Origin of the sequence: uncultured Marinobacter sp., from assembly GCF_947488835.1 — a bacterium.
Taxonomy (GTDB): Bacteria; Pseudomonadota; Gammaproteobacteria; order Pseudomonadales; family Oleiphilaceae; genus Marinobacter.
Genome location: NZ_CANLBK010000001.1, coordinates 413,414 through 430,069, shown reverse-complemented (window position 1 = coordinate 430,069; position 16,656 = coordinate 413,414). Strand labels below are relative to the sequence as shown.

14 protein-coding genes are annotated in these 16,656 nt (G+C 53.2%); 1 reads left to right on the top strand and 13 read right to left on the bottom strand.

The genetic code is table 11. The annotated features are described in order from the left end of the window. Positions 1 to 73: 73 nt before the first annotated feature. From Q0824_RS02005 to Q0824_RS01945, 13 genes are all read right to left on the bottom strand, one after another. Positions 74 to 913 (bottom strand): transporter, encoded by an 840-nt coding sequence (locus Q0824_RS02005; RefSeq protein WP_298447098.1) that lies wholly within the window; start codon positions 911 to 913, stop codon positions 74 to 76. A gap of 92 nt (positions 914 to 1,005) precedes the next feature. Then, positions 1,006 to 1,623 carry a hypothetical protein gene (locus Q0824_RS02000; RefSeq protein ID WP_298447097.1) on the bottom strand — a complete coding sequence of 206 codons (618 nt, stop codon included), beginning with the start codon at positions 1,621 to 1,623 and terminating at the stop codon, positions 1,006 to 1,008. Positions 1,624 to 1,700: 77 nt separating this feature from the next. Then, entirely contained in the window at positions 1,701 to 3,266 is a 1,566-nt protein-coding gene (locus Q0824_RS01995; RefSeq protein WP_298447096.1) for a DUF1254 domain-containing protein, read from the bottom strand. Positions 3,267 to 3,334: 68 nt separating this feature from the next. After that, complete coding sequence (locus Q0824_RS01990) at positions 3,335 to 4,753, bottom strand: DUF1254 domain-containing protein (RefSeq protein ID WP_298447095.1); 1,419 nt, start codon at positions 4,751 to 4,753, stop codon at positions 3,335 to 3,337. Between the two features lie 134 nt (positions 4,754 to 4,887). After that, the gene (locus Q0824_RS01985; RefSeq protein WP_298447094.1) at positions 4,888 to 6,405 is read right to left on the bottom strand and encodes a DUF1254 domain-containing protein; all 1,518 of its coding nucleotides are present in this window, start codon (positions 6,403 to 6,405) and stop codon (positions 4,888 to 4,890) included. A gap of 28 nt (positions 6,406 to 6,433) precedes the next feature. After that, positions 6,434 to 7,855 carry a DUF1254 domain-containing protein gene (locus Q0824_RS01980; protein WP_298447093.1) on the bottom strand — a complete coding sequence of 474 codons (1,422 nt, stop codon included), beginning with the start codon at positions 7,853 to 7,855 and terminating at the stop codon, positions 6,434 to 6,436. Positions 7,856 to 7,998: 143 nt separating this feature from the next. Continuing rightward, complete coding sequence (locus tag Q0824_RS01975; RefSeq protein ID WP_298447092.1) at positions 7,999 to 9,018, bottom strand: HupE/UreJ family protein; 1,020 nt, start codon at positions 9,016 to 9,018, stop codon at positions 7,999 to 8,001. Continuing rightward, positions 9,015 to 9,962: a peptidyl-prolyl cis-trans isomerase gene (locus Q0824_RS01970; protein ID WP_298447091.1), complete on the bottom strand. Its 948-nt coding sequence runs from the start codon at positions 9,960 to 9,962 to the stop codon at positions 9,015 to 9,017. The genes Q0824_RS01975 and Q0824_RS01970 overlap by 4 nt, the downstream gene beginning before the upstream one ends. Next, positions 9,963 to 12,191 (bottom strand): DUF3604 domain-containing protein, encoded by a 2,229-nt coding sequence (locus Q0824_RS01965; RefSeq protein ID WP_298447090.1) that lies wholly within the window; start codon positions 12,189 to 12,191, stop codon positions 9,963 to 9,965. It abuts the gene before it with no gap. A 160-nt stretch (positions 12,192 to 12,351) separates the two neighbouring features. Further along, positions 12,352 to 12,729, bottom strand: coding sequence for a response regulator (locus tag Q0824_RS01960; RefSeq protein WP_298447089.1), 378 nt, complete (start codon positions 12,727 to 12,729; stop codon positions 12,352 to 12,354). Positions 12,730 to 12,866: 137 nt separating this feature from the next. Next, positions 12,867 to 13,487, bottom strand: a complete 621-nt coding sequence (locus Q0824_RS01955) for a response regulator (protein WP_298447088.1) — start codon at positions 13,485 to 13,487, stop codon at positions 12,867 to 12,869. After that, complete coding sequence (locus Q0824_RS01950) at positions 13,484 to 14,398, bottom strand: ATP-binding protein (protein WP_298447087.1); 915 nt, start codon at positions 14,396 to 14,398, stop codon at positions 13,484 to 13,486. Before Q0824_RS01950 ends, Q0824_RS01955 begins: the two co-directional genes overlap by 4 nt. A gap of 241 nt (positions 14,399 to 14,639) precedes the next feature. After that, positions 14,640 to 15,602, bottom strand: coding sequence for a helix-turn-helix domain-containing protein (locus tag Q0824_RS01945; RefSeq protein ID WP_298447086.1), 963 nt, complete (start codon positions 15,600 to 15,602; stop codon positions 14,640 to 14,642). A 216-nt stretch (positions 15,603 to 15,818) separates the two neighbouring features. Between Q0824_RS01945 and Q0824_RS01940 the strand changes: the two genes are divergently transcribed. Beyond that, positions 15,819 to 16,652: a hypothetical protein gene (locus Q0824_RS01940; protein ID WP_298447085.1), complete on the top strand. Its 834-nt coding sequence runs from the start codon at positions 15,819 to 15,821 to the stop codon at positions 16,650 to 16,652. Positions 16,653 to 16,656 lie beyond the last annotated feature (4 nt).

Here is a 16,656-nt window from a genome sequence, read left to right as displayed (position 1 = left end):
GTTGAATATACATTATGCGCAGTATTGGTGAATATTCGTTTAAGACTTACCCGCGTAATTTCTCACTGCCGCGCTACTTTTTAGGAAACAGCAGCGTAAACGTGAAGCGCAATCCCCATACGGGGCCATTATCTGGCGCATCCAGATAATAACGTGCACCACCCTGAAAGCTTACGAGCTGTTCGCCTAGTTGCGTTACTTTGCTGTACGCAACATTCAGCGGAACTGTCCACTGCTCAGCCTCCCAGTTATAGGTCGACTCCAGGGCAACGTTCACAGTTCGCCCGCCACCAAGGCCTTTCGCAAGGAACGGCTGCAAATATGTGGCGTTGACGTCCCCACGGGCGCTTTCTCCCGCAAAGGACCAAATGTGATTAGCCAGCGCGCCGTATGTCCAACCACCAGTCGTTTGCTTCAATGCAACGATAGTGGGACCGGCACCCCATTTTTCTGCACCAAGTAAATCATCGCTTGCTGTAGGAATAAGGAGAACCGGTCCAGCTCCCCATGTCCATCCACTTGCTGTCAGCGCCTTTGGTGAGAAAAACAGGCTCTGCGTTACATCGCCAAGCCCAGATTGGTCGCCCGCACCGGGAAAAACCTCATCTTGATACACGAGTGGAACGATCGTGCGCGAGATCATATTCCAGTCTTCACTGATCGAAACAGGTACTACTGGCTGCACATTAAGGGTGTACTTGTAGCCGTCATCCTTAGCGCCAATACTGTCATCATAGTTCAGCTGCATCGGCACGCTGGTAAGGCTGGCAATGGGGTTTGCAAGTTGCTTGGCAAGCTCATCAGCAGACCCCTGTGCATAGGCAGCCGAGCAACCAATGCTCAGTGGTATCGCCAAAACACTCAACGAGCAGGATTTCCGCAACAGCACACGCTTTTTGAATGGTGAACGCATGATTTATTCTCCGGTCGCCGGGAAGGCTATTGCCGACATAGTGAGATTATAATCGTCGTTCTTGGCGGTGGTTTGGACCGCCAAGGGTTTGGTCAATCGCGGGCAGACGACAACGTATGCTCTACGCTAATAGCAAGCGATTCTTGGTACAGGGCATCCACTTGGTCACCAACATGGATCTTCGCCAGATCAACTTCCTCGCCAACAGCCAATGTGACCGTGTGCTCAGCACCCTCAAAGGTAACTGTTCGTAGCTCTGAATCGATAGCGCGAACCACACCCCGGGCATGGATCGTTGAACGCAGCGTTCCGCCCGGCTTTTCGCCAAGTTCGGCACGGTCCAGCGTCACCGCATCAACGCGCGCGCGCATGTCTGAGTCGGCATCAGCAGGGCTGAGTGCCAACGCAACGCCAATGCTGTAGGTCACTGTAACCCTGTCTCCGGCACGAATCTGTTCCAGATTGCGGGCCTCCTCGCCCACATTCAGGCGAACGAGTTCGTCGTCCTCAGTGCGCAGCACCAACACACGGTTGCCCCAATCAACTGCCACAACAATGGCTGTCGCCCTAACGCCCTCTCCCATCGCCACGGCTGGCATTTCGCGCTCGGAAACAGCATTGTCATTGTCTGCGGAGACGGCTGCCATTACCGGCGCCGTAACCATCAAACACAACAAACCGGCACCCAAAGCTCTTACTGTGAACTTCATATCTCTTCCTTTGTAAATTGTTGATATCCATGGCAACGCTGCGTGGCCGGCAGTCAGGTATTAGTCTATTGCCAAGATCACTTAGCCGTCAGCTCTATTTCGCCAGGCTGCCAGGTTTTGTCGAACCACGGAGCCAAGGGTCCATAGAGCCTCAGAATTGGATACCAGCCCTTGTTTGGCATAGTCTGAATCCAGTTACTCTTGTTCTTTTCGGGTGCATCTGGTCCGAAATAGAGCGTTACCGATCCATCCGGGTTCTCAGCCAGTTCATCGCGTTTGTTGTTCTTGCTAGGGAACGGTTGACTGGTTTGCAATTCGGACCGAGTCTGCGGGTCATAAACCACGACAGACCAGAAATCAGCGGCAGGAACATTGGCAGGAATGTTCAGCTGATAGTTATTGTTGCCATTAAGGTAATCGCCATTCTTGTCCACCGATGTAACCGCGTACTGCGATCCTTTACCCACCATTTCCATGACCATTGCGGGCGTATTAACGGTGGCTTGATAGAAAAATAGTGCCCGGGCATCTAGATTGCGCCCGCCCATGCCGTCATTTTTCAACCATTTGTAAGAGCCACCAACAAAACCTGTTCCCCAGCCACTGTCGGGATAATAGGCAAACCCTTCGAGCCGAGGACGAAACACGATTGCACGAGCAGTCGCATTACCTATTGCAGCTGCTTGTGTCAGTATTTTCGTCATTCGGGCGTCGGGATTGAATGGTTTCCCTTTTTCAATACCTATGGAAGCAAACAGGCCGCGCAATTGGGGCTCGAGCATTGATACGGGCTCGCGCTCGATCACCGTGTGGAGTTCTTCATAGAAATCGAAGTCGTTCGCGTGAATGGTATTGAAGCTTTTTCCCGAACCACTGATGAACTCCATCTTTGGAGGATTGTCAGCGTCTTTCAGTGAATAAATCTTAAGATCGTTCTCAAACATCGCGGTTGCTACATCGGGCTTTCCGTCTACCAGAAATCCACGCAAGAACAGCAGATTGATATAGCTGGTAGATTTGGAGACGAAGTACGTTTCTCCATCAATCTCAGCCTTCATGCCACCCTCCGGAGGGTTGAGGTCGCCGTCATAGTCAGGCGGCAAGATCAGGTACTTGCCGCCTTTACCCGCATCAGGCCCGGGGATCCCCATGTCTGTCACAAAGCGGAAGTAGGCGTCGTCCACAGTGCCAGGCGCCGAATTAGCAGGAATTTCCACAACGGTAGCCCCGTCCTTCTTGAGATCGAGGAAAGCGATGCAATAAACCGTGTCGGTGTTACCGGTAAGGAACAGCGGACTGGAATCAAGCAGGTTATCCATAATGATGGCTTTATTCGACGCGTCGACGCCCATGCTAACAAAACCTAAACGCATGCCTTCCATCGATGTAGCGGGAATGCCGTTCAAAAACGTTTCAGTTCCGCGAATGAGATCAAGGTTGTCGTATACCTTCTCAACGGTTGCCTCATCAGGCATGCCATCGAAAAAATTCAGTGTTCCGATGGGTGTTTCCACCTCGTCGGGAGTCATTATTTTCGCAGGAATTTTGTGATTGTAACCCGGCGTGAGCTCTTCCGCATAAGCAACTGGGAGCACCCCCGTAGAGAGTGCGGCAGTGAGAAGAACAATCGTGCTGTGTTTCATTACGGCTCCATAAGGAATATATCCAACCCAAGGGCTTGGTAACTATCTGCTACTTAATGAATTGCCGTTCAATCGGCAACCTCAATACCGGGTGGCTGCCAAGTGCCCTTTCCAGGCGGAAGTACAGTTGAAGCCTCGCTCGCTGGTGTTGGCCAATACATGCGTAGCGCCATATAAATCGGACCATCCGGCGCAGGCAGCCAGTTCGACTCTTTGTCCTTACCGGGCGAGTTGTGCTGTATGTAGAGGGTCAGAGTACCGTCGGCATTCTTCTTCATGTCCGGCACCATTGCCGAATTGACCAGATAACGATTGATCGGGTTTTCGACCAATAGTTGGCTGTCTCCGTAGTACATAGTCACCGACCAGAACGCGTTTACAGGTGGTAGTTGGTCGGCGGCGAAAGTGAGTGTGTAGTCATGCTTGCTACCATCCAGAAGCTGGCCTTTGCTGTCGCTGCGGGCCAGCAGATACATAGCCTCGGCGGCATCGTTGCCGTAGATGCCAGCCTTAGCGCCGCCGGCACGCTTGAGCCAGTCACCGTTGTAGAAAGCGCTATCGCCCCACATGGAACCGACTTGCCAGCCATTGACGTCCGTTGCACCACTAGCCACAAACTGGTTGACCTTGGCGTCTCCTGCTTTCATCCCCTCAGCCATCGCCTGCCGTTGTTCCAGCGAGAGGCTGGTCATGTCGAAAGTCTTCCCCGGCTCGACACCGATACTGGCGAGCTTGGCACGAATGTCCTTGTCTCGGTCTGACTCAGGAATGTATTCCAGTGCTGCGCTGAGGTAACTCCAAAAATGGGCTTTGACCCCGGCCGAATTTGCAGGGATGAAATCTATTTCCGGTGGCGCGGCTGGCGCGGGCGAGCCCTGGAACGCCGACAGCAGATCGACTTTGTATCCGGCCTGGACTTTCTCTACCTTGGGCATGTCCTGGGCATCGAAGAGTTGTGTGCGGTAAATGACGAACATGAACGGCGTCGTTGATTGGAAAACCTTACGGACGCCTTCCGGCGTATCGCCTTGCCAGTCAGGACCGGCAACCGCATAGGAACCGGCTTCATTTCCGGTTGCACGGCTGCCAATATAGCCTGCATTGTAAAGGTTCCCATCGACCAGTTGCGCTGAGTAGTAACGGCCCTTGTCGACCTCTGGAACCGTAATTACGACAGGCTCGGCGCGCAGATCCAGCCAAGCAATAGAATAAGGCGTATCGCTGTTCGGGCTGAGGATTGTGGTGTCTTTATAAGTATAGAGACGAGGCTCGTTCTTGATTTGGTTGAACGGTGCTTTGTACTGGCCTGAGTTCTTATCGACGACATACTCATTCATGACGGCGTAGTTCATGACGAGCGGCAGGCCATAAATATAGCCCTCTTCGGCGATGGCTTTAAATTGCTCGGTACTGAGTTTATCTGCAGATGTTGTCGCGCTGACGAGCGCCACAAAGGCGGTCATCATCAATTTCATTCGAATTTTCATAGCAGCTCCATGGGGCAAAAATTACATCCGCAAGTTCGGTACTGATCAGGTACTTCTTGATTATTGTGCGGTCGCTGCTGTATGGGTATTGGTCTCACGGGAGAGCCAAGCTGCCCCTGAGGGCAGCCGCATGACTATTTCAGCAGCACAAACTCACCCGGCGTCCATGTTTTGTCGAACCAGCTTTTCTCCGGCCCATACAAGCGCAGCAGCACGCTCCAACCTCTCCCTGGAACAGTCTGAACCCAGTTGTTTTCATGCCCTTTGGGAGCCATTGGGCCGAACCAGACATCCACCGAGCCATCGGCATTGATGACCAAGTTTTTGTCTTTACTGCCTATGCTTGGGAACTGCTGGTCAGTCTGTAACATTGAGCGGGTCTGGTTGTCATATGCGACAAAGGACCAAAAGTCCTTGGCCGGGATATTCGGTGGCAGTTGTATCTTGTAGGTTTTGGCACCGTCCAGCGGGTTACCCTTGGAATCGGTGGTCGCCATGACGTATTGCGAGCCTATACCCACCATTTCGAATGCCATCGCCGGGGTGACACCGGTGTAGTTGTAATGGAACAGAACGCGTGCTGACAGGTTGCGCACGCCCGGCTGCGAGAGGAACTGGTAGCTGCCGCCGACAAATGTGAAGAACCATGCGCTGCCCGGACTGAGGTATGCTTCTTCAGTTCGGGGCTTGAAGGCGATGGTGCGCGCGGTGGCATTGCCCACTGCTACGGCTTCGGTGAGAGTTTTCTTGAGCTTTTCGTCGGGAGCAAAAGGCTTGCCTTTCTCGATGCCAATGGCGGCGAGCATACCGAGAAGTTCCGGGCTAAAGGCCTCATTAGGTTCTGTCTGGACGATCTCGTTGATGTCCTCGAAGAAGCTGAAATCATTGCCGCCAATGGTATTGAACGCCTTGCCGGAAACATCGAGGTACTTCATCGCCGGTGGGTTATTGACGTCGGCCAGCGGGTAAACTTTGGCAAATTTTTTGGTGTTTGCGACTGCGGTCGCAGTGCTGCCATCCTTAATGAATCCGCGCCAGAAATACAGGTTTTGGTAGGTTTGGCTTCGCAACACGAAGTACCCCTCCGGCACTTCACCTTTATAACCGGGTGGCAGTAGCAGGTATTTACCGCCCTTGCCTTTGTCGGGCCCTGCGTTGCCGATATCACCGACGTAGTGAAACCAATGATCGTTCACGATACCGAGGATATCGGGTGGCGATTCGATCACCAGCGGGCCGTCCTTCAAGTCCAGCCACATCATGTTGTAGATGCTTTCAGTGTTGGCGGTAAGGAACAGCGATTTGGAGTCCATTAGCTGCTCCATAATCAAAACCGTCTGGTTGTCTCCGCCTTGGCTCTTGATGCCCCTGCCAGCCGCGTGGGCCGACGCACCCGGCAAGGCGTATAGAAAAGCTTCAACGCCATGCATGAACTGCAGATGTTCATATAGCTTATCGGCAGTCTCCTCGGTCGGAAAGCCCTGCGGAAACTCGAGGGTACCGAGTCGACTTTCGATTTTGGCCGGAGTGGTGATCTTCTCCGGGATCGGGGTCGTCATTTTCATCTTTGGGCTTGTCTCGGCCCAGGCGCATGTAGTGAACAATAGGCTCGCAATGGCCAGACTGAAGGTAGTACGGCGGAACGTTTTCATGAAGGTAGCTCCCGGTTCGTGGATTTAATTAATTTACTTTGAGCAGCGTTGGCTGAGTCCACGAACCATCCAGCGCGGCTTCAGCCGGCCAGTACAAGCGCATGTAGGTGGCAAACGGCCCCTTAGGCGCAGGCAGCCAGTTCGATTCCTTGTCCTTGCCGGGCGATTCGTTCTGGATGTAAATCGTCAATCCGCCCTCCTCATCCTTCTTCATGTTCGTCAGCATCGGCGAGTTGATGAGGTAGCGGTTGATCGGGTTGGCCACCATCAAGCTTTCCGGCAATTTGTACATCGTCAGTGACCAGAAGGCGTGAACCGGCGGGTGCTGGTCGGCGGGAAAATGCAGCGTGTAACGGTTGGCGCCGCTGAGTGGCTGGCCTTCGCTGTCCACGCGGTAGATCGGATACATCGCCTCCTCTTTGGCGTTACCGTAGATACCAATAGTGCTGAGCCAGCGGTACAAGTAATTATCATCAAGGAATTCGCGGCTGCCAAAAACATCACCGGAGGTAATCTTGCCTTCGTTCATCTGCTTCACACCACCGGCGAAATCCTGCCATGCGTCGGCGCGGCCCTGCTCGATGGCAGCCTTCATTTCAGGCGACAACTTCGCGGGGTCGAAGGTCTTGCCACCCTCGATACCGATCTTGGCGAAGCGTTCCCTGAGAGCTACCTCACTCGGCACTGGCGGGCTATAAGTCATCACGAAGTTCATGATGTTGAAAAACTCAAGTGACGTCTTCTGCTCCTCCTGAGTCAACGGTTTGATGAAATCCACCATCGGCGCATCAGGGGGTGGTGCTGTGCCCAGGAAGGCGGACAGAGGTTGCATCTTGTACTGCTCCTGGATCATTTTGACATTGTCGATGTCGGCCGGATCAAACAACTGCGTGCGTATCACGACCACGCCAAAATCCGTATCGGAAGCGTATACCTTCTTGATGCCCTTGGGGGTTTCACCCTTCCAGCCCGGCCCGACAACCATGACGTTGCCCGCATCGTTGCCCGTCGTCCTCGAACCCGCGTAGCCCGTGATATATGTATAGGCATCCCAGATTTCGACAGAGTAATACCGATCCTTATCGATCTTTGGCACAGAAATCACAATTGGCTCGGCACGCAAATCCAGCCCCGCCCAAGAATAAGGTGTGTCCGAATTGGCCGTCTGCACTGCAGTATCGTCCGGTGTGAAGACTCTGTGGATGTTCTTTAGATGATTCCAGGGTGCCTTGAAATTGGGGTTTTTCGTGTCCACGTAATAAGCGTATTGGGCGCGGTAATTGTCCACCATCGGGTAGCCGTAGATGTAGGCTTCCTTGGCGATAGCACGGGCCTCGGCCGGGGTGACAGCGGACGCAACAGCAGCACTGGTAACCGAGACTGGCAGTATGGCCAGCGCAAACACACTAGCCATGGCCAGTTTAGATGTAGTCTGAAGGAGGATTTTCATATTGATGATTCCTGATCCATGGTTTGTTTGTGTCTATTTGGTCAGCTCAATCTCATTCGGACGCCAGCCCGCTACAACAGACAGGAACAGTTGGCTGGTCTGCAGCATCGAGCAAGTTGCGGTGGCTGCGGGCTGCTAGCTTGCTATATAAAAGTCGATTGAATGCGCTCAAGAGTCCAAAACGCGGCGACGGTTCCTATGCAATAAGCTGAAGCTAAAATGGCCTTCGGCGGTATTTGAAGGAACCTTCGCAAAAGCGCCGTTACCGCAAGTATCACCGCAACAAACATCAGTTGGCCGATCTCAACACCCACGTTGAAACACAGCAGCGCCAGGGGGATGTCATTCTGCGGCAGACCCAGCTCGCTCAACGCACCTGCAAATCCGAAGCCATGCAGCAATCCAAACGCAAAAGCTACAACCCACGGGTATGTGATGGTCAGGCTGGTTTGGCCCCGCTTCATCGCAACAATTTCAGCGGCAATCAGAACGATGCTGAAAGCGATCATGATTTCAACCGGCCCCGATGGCAGCGATACCCACCCAAGAGTGGCAAACGTGAGCGTAATCGAATGAGCCGCTGTGAAAGCGGTAATGGTAAGAAGCAAAGTACGCAGGGTTCTTACGATCAGCATCAAAGCCAAAACGAACAGAAGGTGGTCAAAACCGAACAGGATGTGCTCGATTCCCTCAACCACAAACAACTTCACGACCTGAAATACGCTGTCTTGAGCCTTAACTTCAATCCAGGGCTGGGAGGGGCGAACGAGCGTTGTGGTGACCGTGCCATCATCCAGCTTTACGCGAACCATGACATCGGTGATGGTTGCCTGAAGCCCGAAGAAAGTTATTCGTTGCCCAAGTAGGCCATCGGGTGCTTCGATAACGCTTCGCTCAACCATGGAGTCGGACAACAGTCGCTCGGCAGGCCCTGTCACAACCTGAATGCCGTCAGAATAACGCAGCATAACCGGCAGTCGCGTTCCCGACAGAACAGGTGTGCGCCAGAGTACGTTGAAGCGATGCTCGCCAACCTGGTCGATCTGCAGGTACGCAGGCCTTACCTCATGCGCGGAAGCGCTGCTAAACATGGCAAAATTAGACATCACCAAGGCGAGCAACAACCCTGCACCTGCAAGCCAGGATCGGATAACAGGGTTCATAGCGTGGCTGCTCCCGGCCGGTTGGTGCCTGTTTGATCAGTGCCAAACAAGTTGCTCATGTCGATCGTATCGAGGGCCGGCACAACTACCGTGTAGCGGGAGCGCATTTCTTCAAGGGCGGTGCGCTTGATTTCCTTATAGCGCGTTTCACGCCACGCAGATCTGACGTCTGTTTCAACCTCTTCAAAGCTCGGTGCGCGAGCCGGTTCTATCGAGTCTAACCAGACCAAATGCCAGCCGTATCCTGATTGGATCGGCCCACGCCAGCCGCCTGGCTCAAGCTTGAATATTTCAGCCGCAAATGTGGGGCCGAATTCCTTTAGCACCAGGTCGGGGGTAACGTTGCTGTAATTGCTGCGCAAAAAGAAAGGGTCTGCGATTGCAGCCACTTTGAGGGAGTCGATCGCCTTACCGGCGATAGTATCGAGCGCCACTTCTGCATCGCCGCGTGCGTTGCCACTGCGTCTGTCGGGGGAAAAATACAGGTGGCGGAAGCTGGATCGGGGCGGCGGTGAAAAACGTTCAATATTGTCAGAGAACCATTCCACCAGTTCAGCTTTGTCCGGTTCCTGCAACGCAGCTACATCCGCGGCGAGGAAGTCCATCTTTTGTGCCACCCTGCGCTTGATGATCTCATCATTGCGGTCGAATCCCAGAGCTGATCCTTCGCGGAACAGGACTTCTTCATTTATTTTCTGATCAATCAGGCTTTGCAGCTGATCCCGGGTAAGCGGCGATCGGCCTTGAGCAAGCCACGCAACGACAATCTGACGAACATCGTTTTCACTGATTTCGATTTGTTGTTCGTCAACCAATGCCTCCCCCTCATCCTGAGCCCAATACACACCAAACACGAGCGCACCAGCCGCGAAAAAATGAACGAGTGGCTCTCGCAAAAGTCTGCGCCACCCACTTCCGGAATTGCCCTGCGAAGTTTGGCCCATTCAATCCACCGTTTTCGTTAGTTCATAGTTGGCATAGCCAAACTCATCTCCACTGGCTGCGAGATATTTGTTGTCAGTGAGGTAGACCGTTAACGCGGAGGTCGTACCGTCGATGGTGGTCATGATCTTACCGTCCTTGATCTCATAATCCGCAGACGAGCTTGAAACGCTATTCGAGGTGGCATCCAGCGAGGTGGTGATACGCTTGCCGTTCGTCCCGAACAGCAGTTGCGATGTTTGGCCTGTCACGTTGTTTCTGATCATGACGTTCTTGCCAAAAATCAGTTTCTTGAGATCATCGTCCCCGAGTGCGCTCGCTTTGCTCTTAGCCAGGTCAGCGACCATCAAGCCAGGCTTGGCCTTGGCAATTTCGGCCTCTGTGGGTATGTACCAGATTGGTGTGCCCCAGGCGCGCTCCTGGATAGTGGCCGGTGCGTTTCCGGGGGGTAGTATGCCGAGCTCGGCTGCGTCAAACGTACTCCAGCGAGGGGTCGGAATCTGGATGGCCCTGGCATAGTAGAACGCGTGCTGGGTGGCATCGAAGTCAGGATCGGTCCAGACCGCCTTCAGTTCTACGGAACCGATGTCGTTGGTGTAGGTAGCGTTGCTGATATCAACCGTGTTGCCGATTGGCGGAAGTTTGCCTGTGGCGGAATCCGGTTTGCGATCGCCGGACCAGACAACGTCATATATTTTCTCGAATATCTGGCCATCTTTGGTCCAGCCCTTAATGATCTGAACACGGTCAAGATTTCCGTCGGCGGGGTCTTTCATGGCCCAAACGATGAATGAAGGCGCCTTGCCCTCCGCCTGTGTAAGGTCGCCACCCATGGGCACGCCGCCTGCATATGCGGTCTTCACCCAATCCGATTGCGACAACATGTCTTTATCGTATCCCCACCCGCCAAACATGCGCAGCTTAAGCCTTACCCCACTGGTTCCAAATACTTCCCGACGCTGCATTGCCGCAAACAGGGACTCGCGCGTATTCTCCTCCGCCCAAACTCCACCCAAGCCGGACGTTCCCGTTTTCAGGATATCCATGCCAGATGCGACAGTTCCGGAAAGTCGGACTGCGGGGGTGGCATCAACAACACTATGGTCTCCAAAATAGTTATCCTGCGAATAGGCGCTCACCGTGTTGTGTGAATCGCCCGCACCTAATACGCCCATTTTGTAAGGGTTGTAGCCTCGCGCAGATTGCATCGCCAAGCCGTTCTGGTAGGCCTCACGAATGTAACTTCCACGGAACTTTGAGAAACTGTCATCGAGGCCGATCAGGTAGCTCATGATCTCGAACCCGGCGAACTCGTCGTTTGGCGAAAGCGCCGGATTGGTTTCCGACGCACCTTTAACTTGTTTGATCTCGGTTAATGGCTCGTTGGTCAGGCGCTGCTGCGCCCACGCGGCATCGATTGGTTTACCCTTGCTGTCGAGTTCGATGGGGAACATGAGGCCGTTAGAGAGGTTGGCATTGTGCGAGATTGCAAAAAGTTCGGCGCCGTTTTTCCTCTGGCCGTCCATCCAGTGCCACAAGTCCTCTGGGTGGTCTGAGTCAAGCGCAGAAAACGGCGCATCGGGAAGGTTCGAGCAGTCCTTGAAAAACACATTTCGATGCATATTCTGGTTCTGTGGCATCGCCGTCCATTCATAGGCACAGAATGTTGTGAACTCACCAGGCTTGTTGTACTTCTCAGCGATGGCGATATTTTGTGCCCAGACCGAATTGGTTATTTTTGGGTCAAGCAATTCGGGGATTGGCTTGCTTTCCGCAATGCTGCCTGCCATCCACTGGAATATGTCTATCACGGTGTTGTCTTTGCTCACCCTGAGCTTCTGGGCAATTGGCAGCTTGCTGATCGGAGAATTCGGATCATTCGCCATGCCGATGACGCCTACGTATTCCGCGTGATCCGTGACACCCTGGAAGTCGAGTGGCGTCTTGATCTTGACGTCGTATCCGGCGGGATGCTTGATCGTCTTACCCATCGAATATTGGTAAGCCTCTTCTGGCCCTGCCACCGTATTTCCAATTATGTAAGCATCCAAAGACCAGCTTGTGTGCTGGTGGGTCTGCCCGAAGTAGGCGTTACGGTCGGGGCTGGACTCCTCGGCGAGCACTGTGCCGTGCGAAAACAGCAGCACCAGTGCGATGCCAGCGGGGACTGAAGTGCGGCCATACAGTGCTTTTTCGACCTTTTGATGCTTGACTGGGCTTAAAGAAAACATATCGTGACCCCTTTGTGGTAGTTGGCACGACGGCTACGAATCTCAGAAGACGGGATCAAGCGCATCTTGCGTCTATGTTAATTCGACCACAGGTGGCGCCAGCTGAGTATTGTCCCTAGGGGCAAAATCAGATGACCGAAAGGGTGAAAACAAAACGAATTTACACCGCTACCGTTCGCATTATGGCGTCAAGCAAACTGGTCCCGGTGAATGGCTTTAGAAGATAGTCAGAAGCGCCAGCACGGATAGCGATATCACGCTGCCCTGGAGAGTCATGGCCGGTGATAAGAATACAAGGCGGAAGGGTGCCGCTTTTTTGCAGAGTGCGGCAGAGATCAATACCAGAGATCCCGGGCAGACATATATCGAGTACCAGGCAGTCGCACTGCTTGGCCTCGTCAATGCCAACATCCATCAGATCTTCCGCCGAGCTATAAGTTGTAACGGTGCATCCAGCAGCCTGCAGCATGCGCTGCATTGCAAGGCGCAAGCTTGCATCGTTCTCGACCAGGACAATTTCCATACTGCGGTCCGGCATGCCGTCTGACTCCCTAGGGTTGCAGCACGGAAGATCCGCACGCAATCAAGCCTTAGCATCCCTGAATCAGTCTGAATAGAACATTGGCTACTGGGGGCGAGCGGCCTGCCCTTTGGGGCAAAACCGGGTGGTGCTGTTTATTCGATGTCGAGCCTGGTCGCGATTTTGATGAGGTCAACAAACTGATGGATATGGAATTTTTCCATCACTTTCGCGCGGTGTGCTTTGATCGTGCGTTCACACGTGCCCAGGTCATAGGCGATCTGCTTATTGAGGCGTCCAGCGGCAACCTGAACAAACACTTCTTTCTCCCGTGGAGATAAAGACTCATAGCTTGCCTGCAGTTCACGTTCTTTGGCCTGCGCTTCACGGCGTGCGCAATCCTGTGCGATAGCGGTATGAACCGCGGCTAGCAAACAATCGCGTTCGACGGGTTTTGTCAAAAAATCCACAGCGCCAGACTTGATCGCATCCACTCCCATGCCGATATCGCCATGGCCCGTGAGGAACACCACGGGAAGCGCATCAGCTCGTTGAGCCAAAGCCTGCTGTAATTCGGTGCCACTCGGGCCGCCCGGCATGTCCACGTCCAACAGGATGCAACCAGCGCCGCCTTCGTGCCAGTTCAGTAGAAAGTCTCCTGCTCCGGAATACGTGCGCACTTCAAGACCGGCTGCTCCAAGTAGCCGCGCGAGGGCCGTGCGAAGCGATTCATCGTCATCAATAACATGTACGGTAGCCTGCATTTCCTTGGTCATACCGGCTTCCCCGAAAAATGATTGGCTTCGCCTGTTACGTCTGCCGTCGGAATAGTGAAGTGGAACAGAGCGCCGCCATCACTATGATTCTCCGCGTGAATGCGACCATCATGGAATTCGACGATGGTTCGTACAATGGGAAGCCCAAGACCCAAGCCATGCTCCTTAGTAGTAAAGAAGGCGTTGAACAAGTTGTCCAGTTGCGATTCCGGTAGGCCGTTGCCGTAATCGCGCACCATAATGTCAACGCTTCCGGGTTGCGACAGGGCCGTGGTAAATTTGATCTTGGCCTGCGATTCGGGCACATCCATCAGCGCATCTATCGCATTTAACAGAAGGTTGAGCATCGCCTGTCGAAGCAAAACCGGATCGCCCCGCACCCGCAGTGTCTCCGAATTGAAATCTGTCAGGATCGTCACGCCGCGGCTCTCCGCGATCGGAGCGACCAACTGCAAGATGTCTCTGGTAACATCCTGCAAATCGAATTCGATGAATCTGGGTTGGCGTTTTTGCGCAAGGGCTCGAACCTGGCGAACAACCTCGCTCGCCCGCAAGCCATCCGTGCGAATATCGGCGAGAATCAGGCGCACTTCGTCAAAATCCGGATCGGCTTTAGCCAACATGAGTTCAGCGGCATCCGCATTACTCAGAATGGCCCCAAGTGGTTGGTTGATCTCATGCGCGATCGAGGCAGAAAGCTGGCCGACAACAGTCAGACGTGAAGCGTGCAACAGCTTGACTCGGCCTTCGGCCATGGTGTTCTTCGTCTTGGAACGCGTGCGAAGCTCCAGCAAGAGTGCAGCAATCAACATCCCCTGAACGACCAGCATGGCGATTAAAACGATAGTTTGCCAGTTTCCGCCGAGCCAAAATCTGCCTTCCCCCGGTGCCAGCCCATCGGCAGTAGCCATCGACGATCCCAGCACAAAAAAACACAAGACAACGCTAGCCGCAGGGGTAATCGCGTTAACCCTTGCCTTTAACAAAATCCCTACCCTCCGTGGCACTCGTTATTAGTGAGCAATATTGTGATGGTGTTTCATTTTGCGTTCTTCAGCCTATAGAAACCGAATTCAAGATAGGCCCGCGCGCTCCTGATGGCTATCGTGAATGCGCACGGGTGCCGATTTTTGAAGGGCAAGCGCGCACATATTAAGCGCCCGCCCTAGCAAGCGTGAGGCTCGGGCATTCGTCAAATACACTCTTGTACTGTGTAGTAAATAGGCTCAAATGGTTGAAGCCCAAACTCAGAGCCTCGTTCGTAACCGTTGTTTGACCACCGGACGCCTTTAATTTGTTGCGTACCTCGTGCAGCCGCAACAACCGTAAATAGCGGGACGGGCTTGTTCCGAACGCTTCAGAAAAGGCGTATTCCAGATATCGGCGGCTGGTATTCATAGCCACACACAGATCGTCAACGCTGAGCGGTTCTGTAATTCTCTCGCGCATGTAGAATTCTGCTCTCTTCGCAGTCATGAAGTGCCCCCGGGCCTGAGTCATAACTTTCGCCGGAGGGACATCCGTATCGCTCAGCACGGCACCCAGCGCGTTGCGCAGGTCGGTCATTAACCATTCTTCAGCCAGACTTCCCAGCGGGATCTCGGCTGGCCGAACAAGGTTTTCGATCGCTTGCCACAGATCTGTTAACTTTGTGGGATTGGGTCTGAAAGATGAGCCGGAGGAAGCATGAGTCACGTTGGTGAGCAACATGACCTGTTCGAAGGATTCGATCCACTCGGGGAGAAAAACCAGGGAGGTCCACCCATAAACTGGCGATAAGTAGCCGTTAAGTTCCACGCCCGGCGGGCACACTAACAGGTGCGAGTCATCAATGGGATTACCGTTCCACATAGCCTGAGCGCCATTTGCAAAGACCGCTATGCTGAATCGCTCAGGGTCCAACTCGCCCATCGCACGAATAGGCAAGTTCGCAGTACCAATGTCGACAGAAAGGCCATCAAATGACATCTGGTCAAGCGAGATGTCGAGTTTGCCGGACTTCAGTTGAAGAAATTCCAGATTGGAACCACTAACGGCATGGTTAACCTCGTCCAGATCATGAAACCGAGCCGGAGGCTGATAACCATCCCTTAGACTGCTGGATGCTTGGCCCATGGAGCGCTCCTTGCGATGGTAAAATAATCCTGTTTAAGCTTAAGCCAATCGCCACTTCACCGCTATAAACTTCTCAACAGTTAACATCGTGGCATAGCTATGCGCTCATTGGTTTTCCTTGCAAACCTATGGCGCTATACTAAATTGAAAACAAGTATATTAACTTTGTAATCAGGCCGTGCTGTTAAACCACGGAAAGGTCGGAGGCCTGAATTCATGATGCTAAAAAAACGAGTTCAGCGACTGTGCTTACCCGCGGTTTTCGTCACTGCCCTTACCTCGACACAAGCATACTCTGCCAATCTGGATGACAAGCCCATAGTTCCTGACAAGGGGATGATTCAACTCGGGACTTTGTTCGTTTTCGATTCGGACACAACCTTTTCTGCCAGCAGTACAAAGTCGGGGCTCGGCACCACAATCGACTTCAGTAAGGATCTCGATGGTGACTCGGCTATAACAACCCCTACCTTCGAATTCTATTACCGATTTACAGACCATCACAGAATAGAGATGGGGGCGTTCCAGTTGGATCGCGAAGGCAGCCAAGTGTTGAACAGAAGCTTCACATTCCAGGACCGCACGTTTTCGGCGAGTAGCCAGGTCGACAGCCGTATTGAAAACAACATATACAAGCTGGCGTATGGCTACAGCTTCTATCATCTGGATAAAGTTGAGCTGGCAGTATCTGCAGGATTCACCGTACTGGATTACGAGATTGAGTTAATATCGTCTGCCGGAGGCTTTACCGAAGCAGCATCGACGACTGCCCCCATGCCTGTTTTCGGGTTTAGAATGGATTATTCGATTACGCCACGCTTAACCGCCAGGTTCCGCACTGACAGCTTCTATTTCGATTTTGAAGATAAGGTTCGTGGCTCACTACTCGATATCCAGGTTGGCTTGGAATATCGTGCACTCGATCACTTTGCGTTTGGTGCCTCGCTATCGCGACTCGCAATTGCTGTGGATATGAATGGTACTGAGTTTAAAGGCCGGGTAGATGATCTTTATCGTGGCGCCCGGTTATACGGCGCATTTTTCTTCTAAAAGC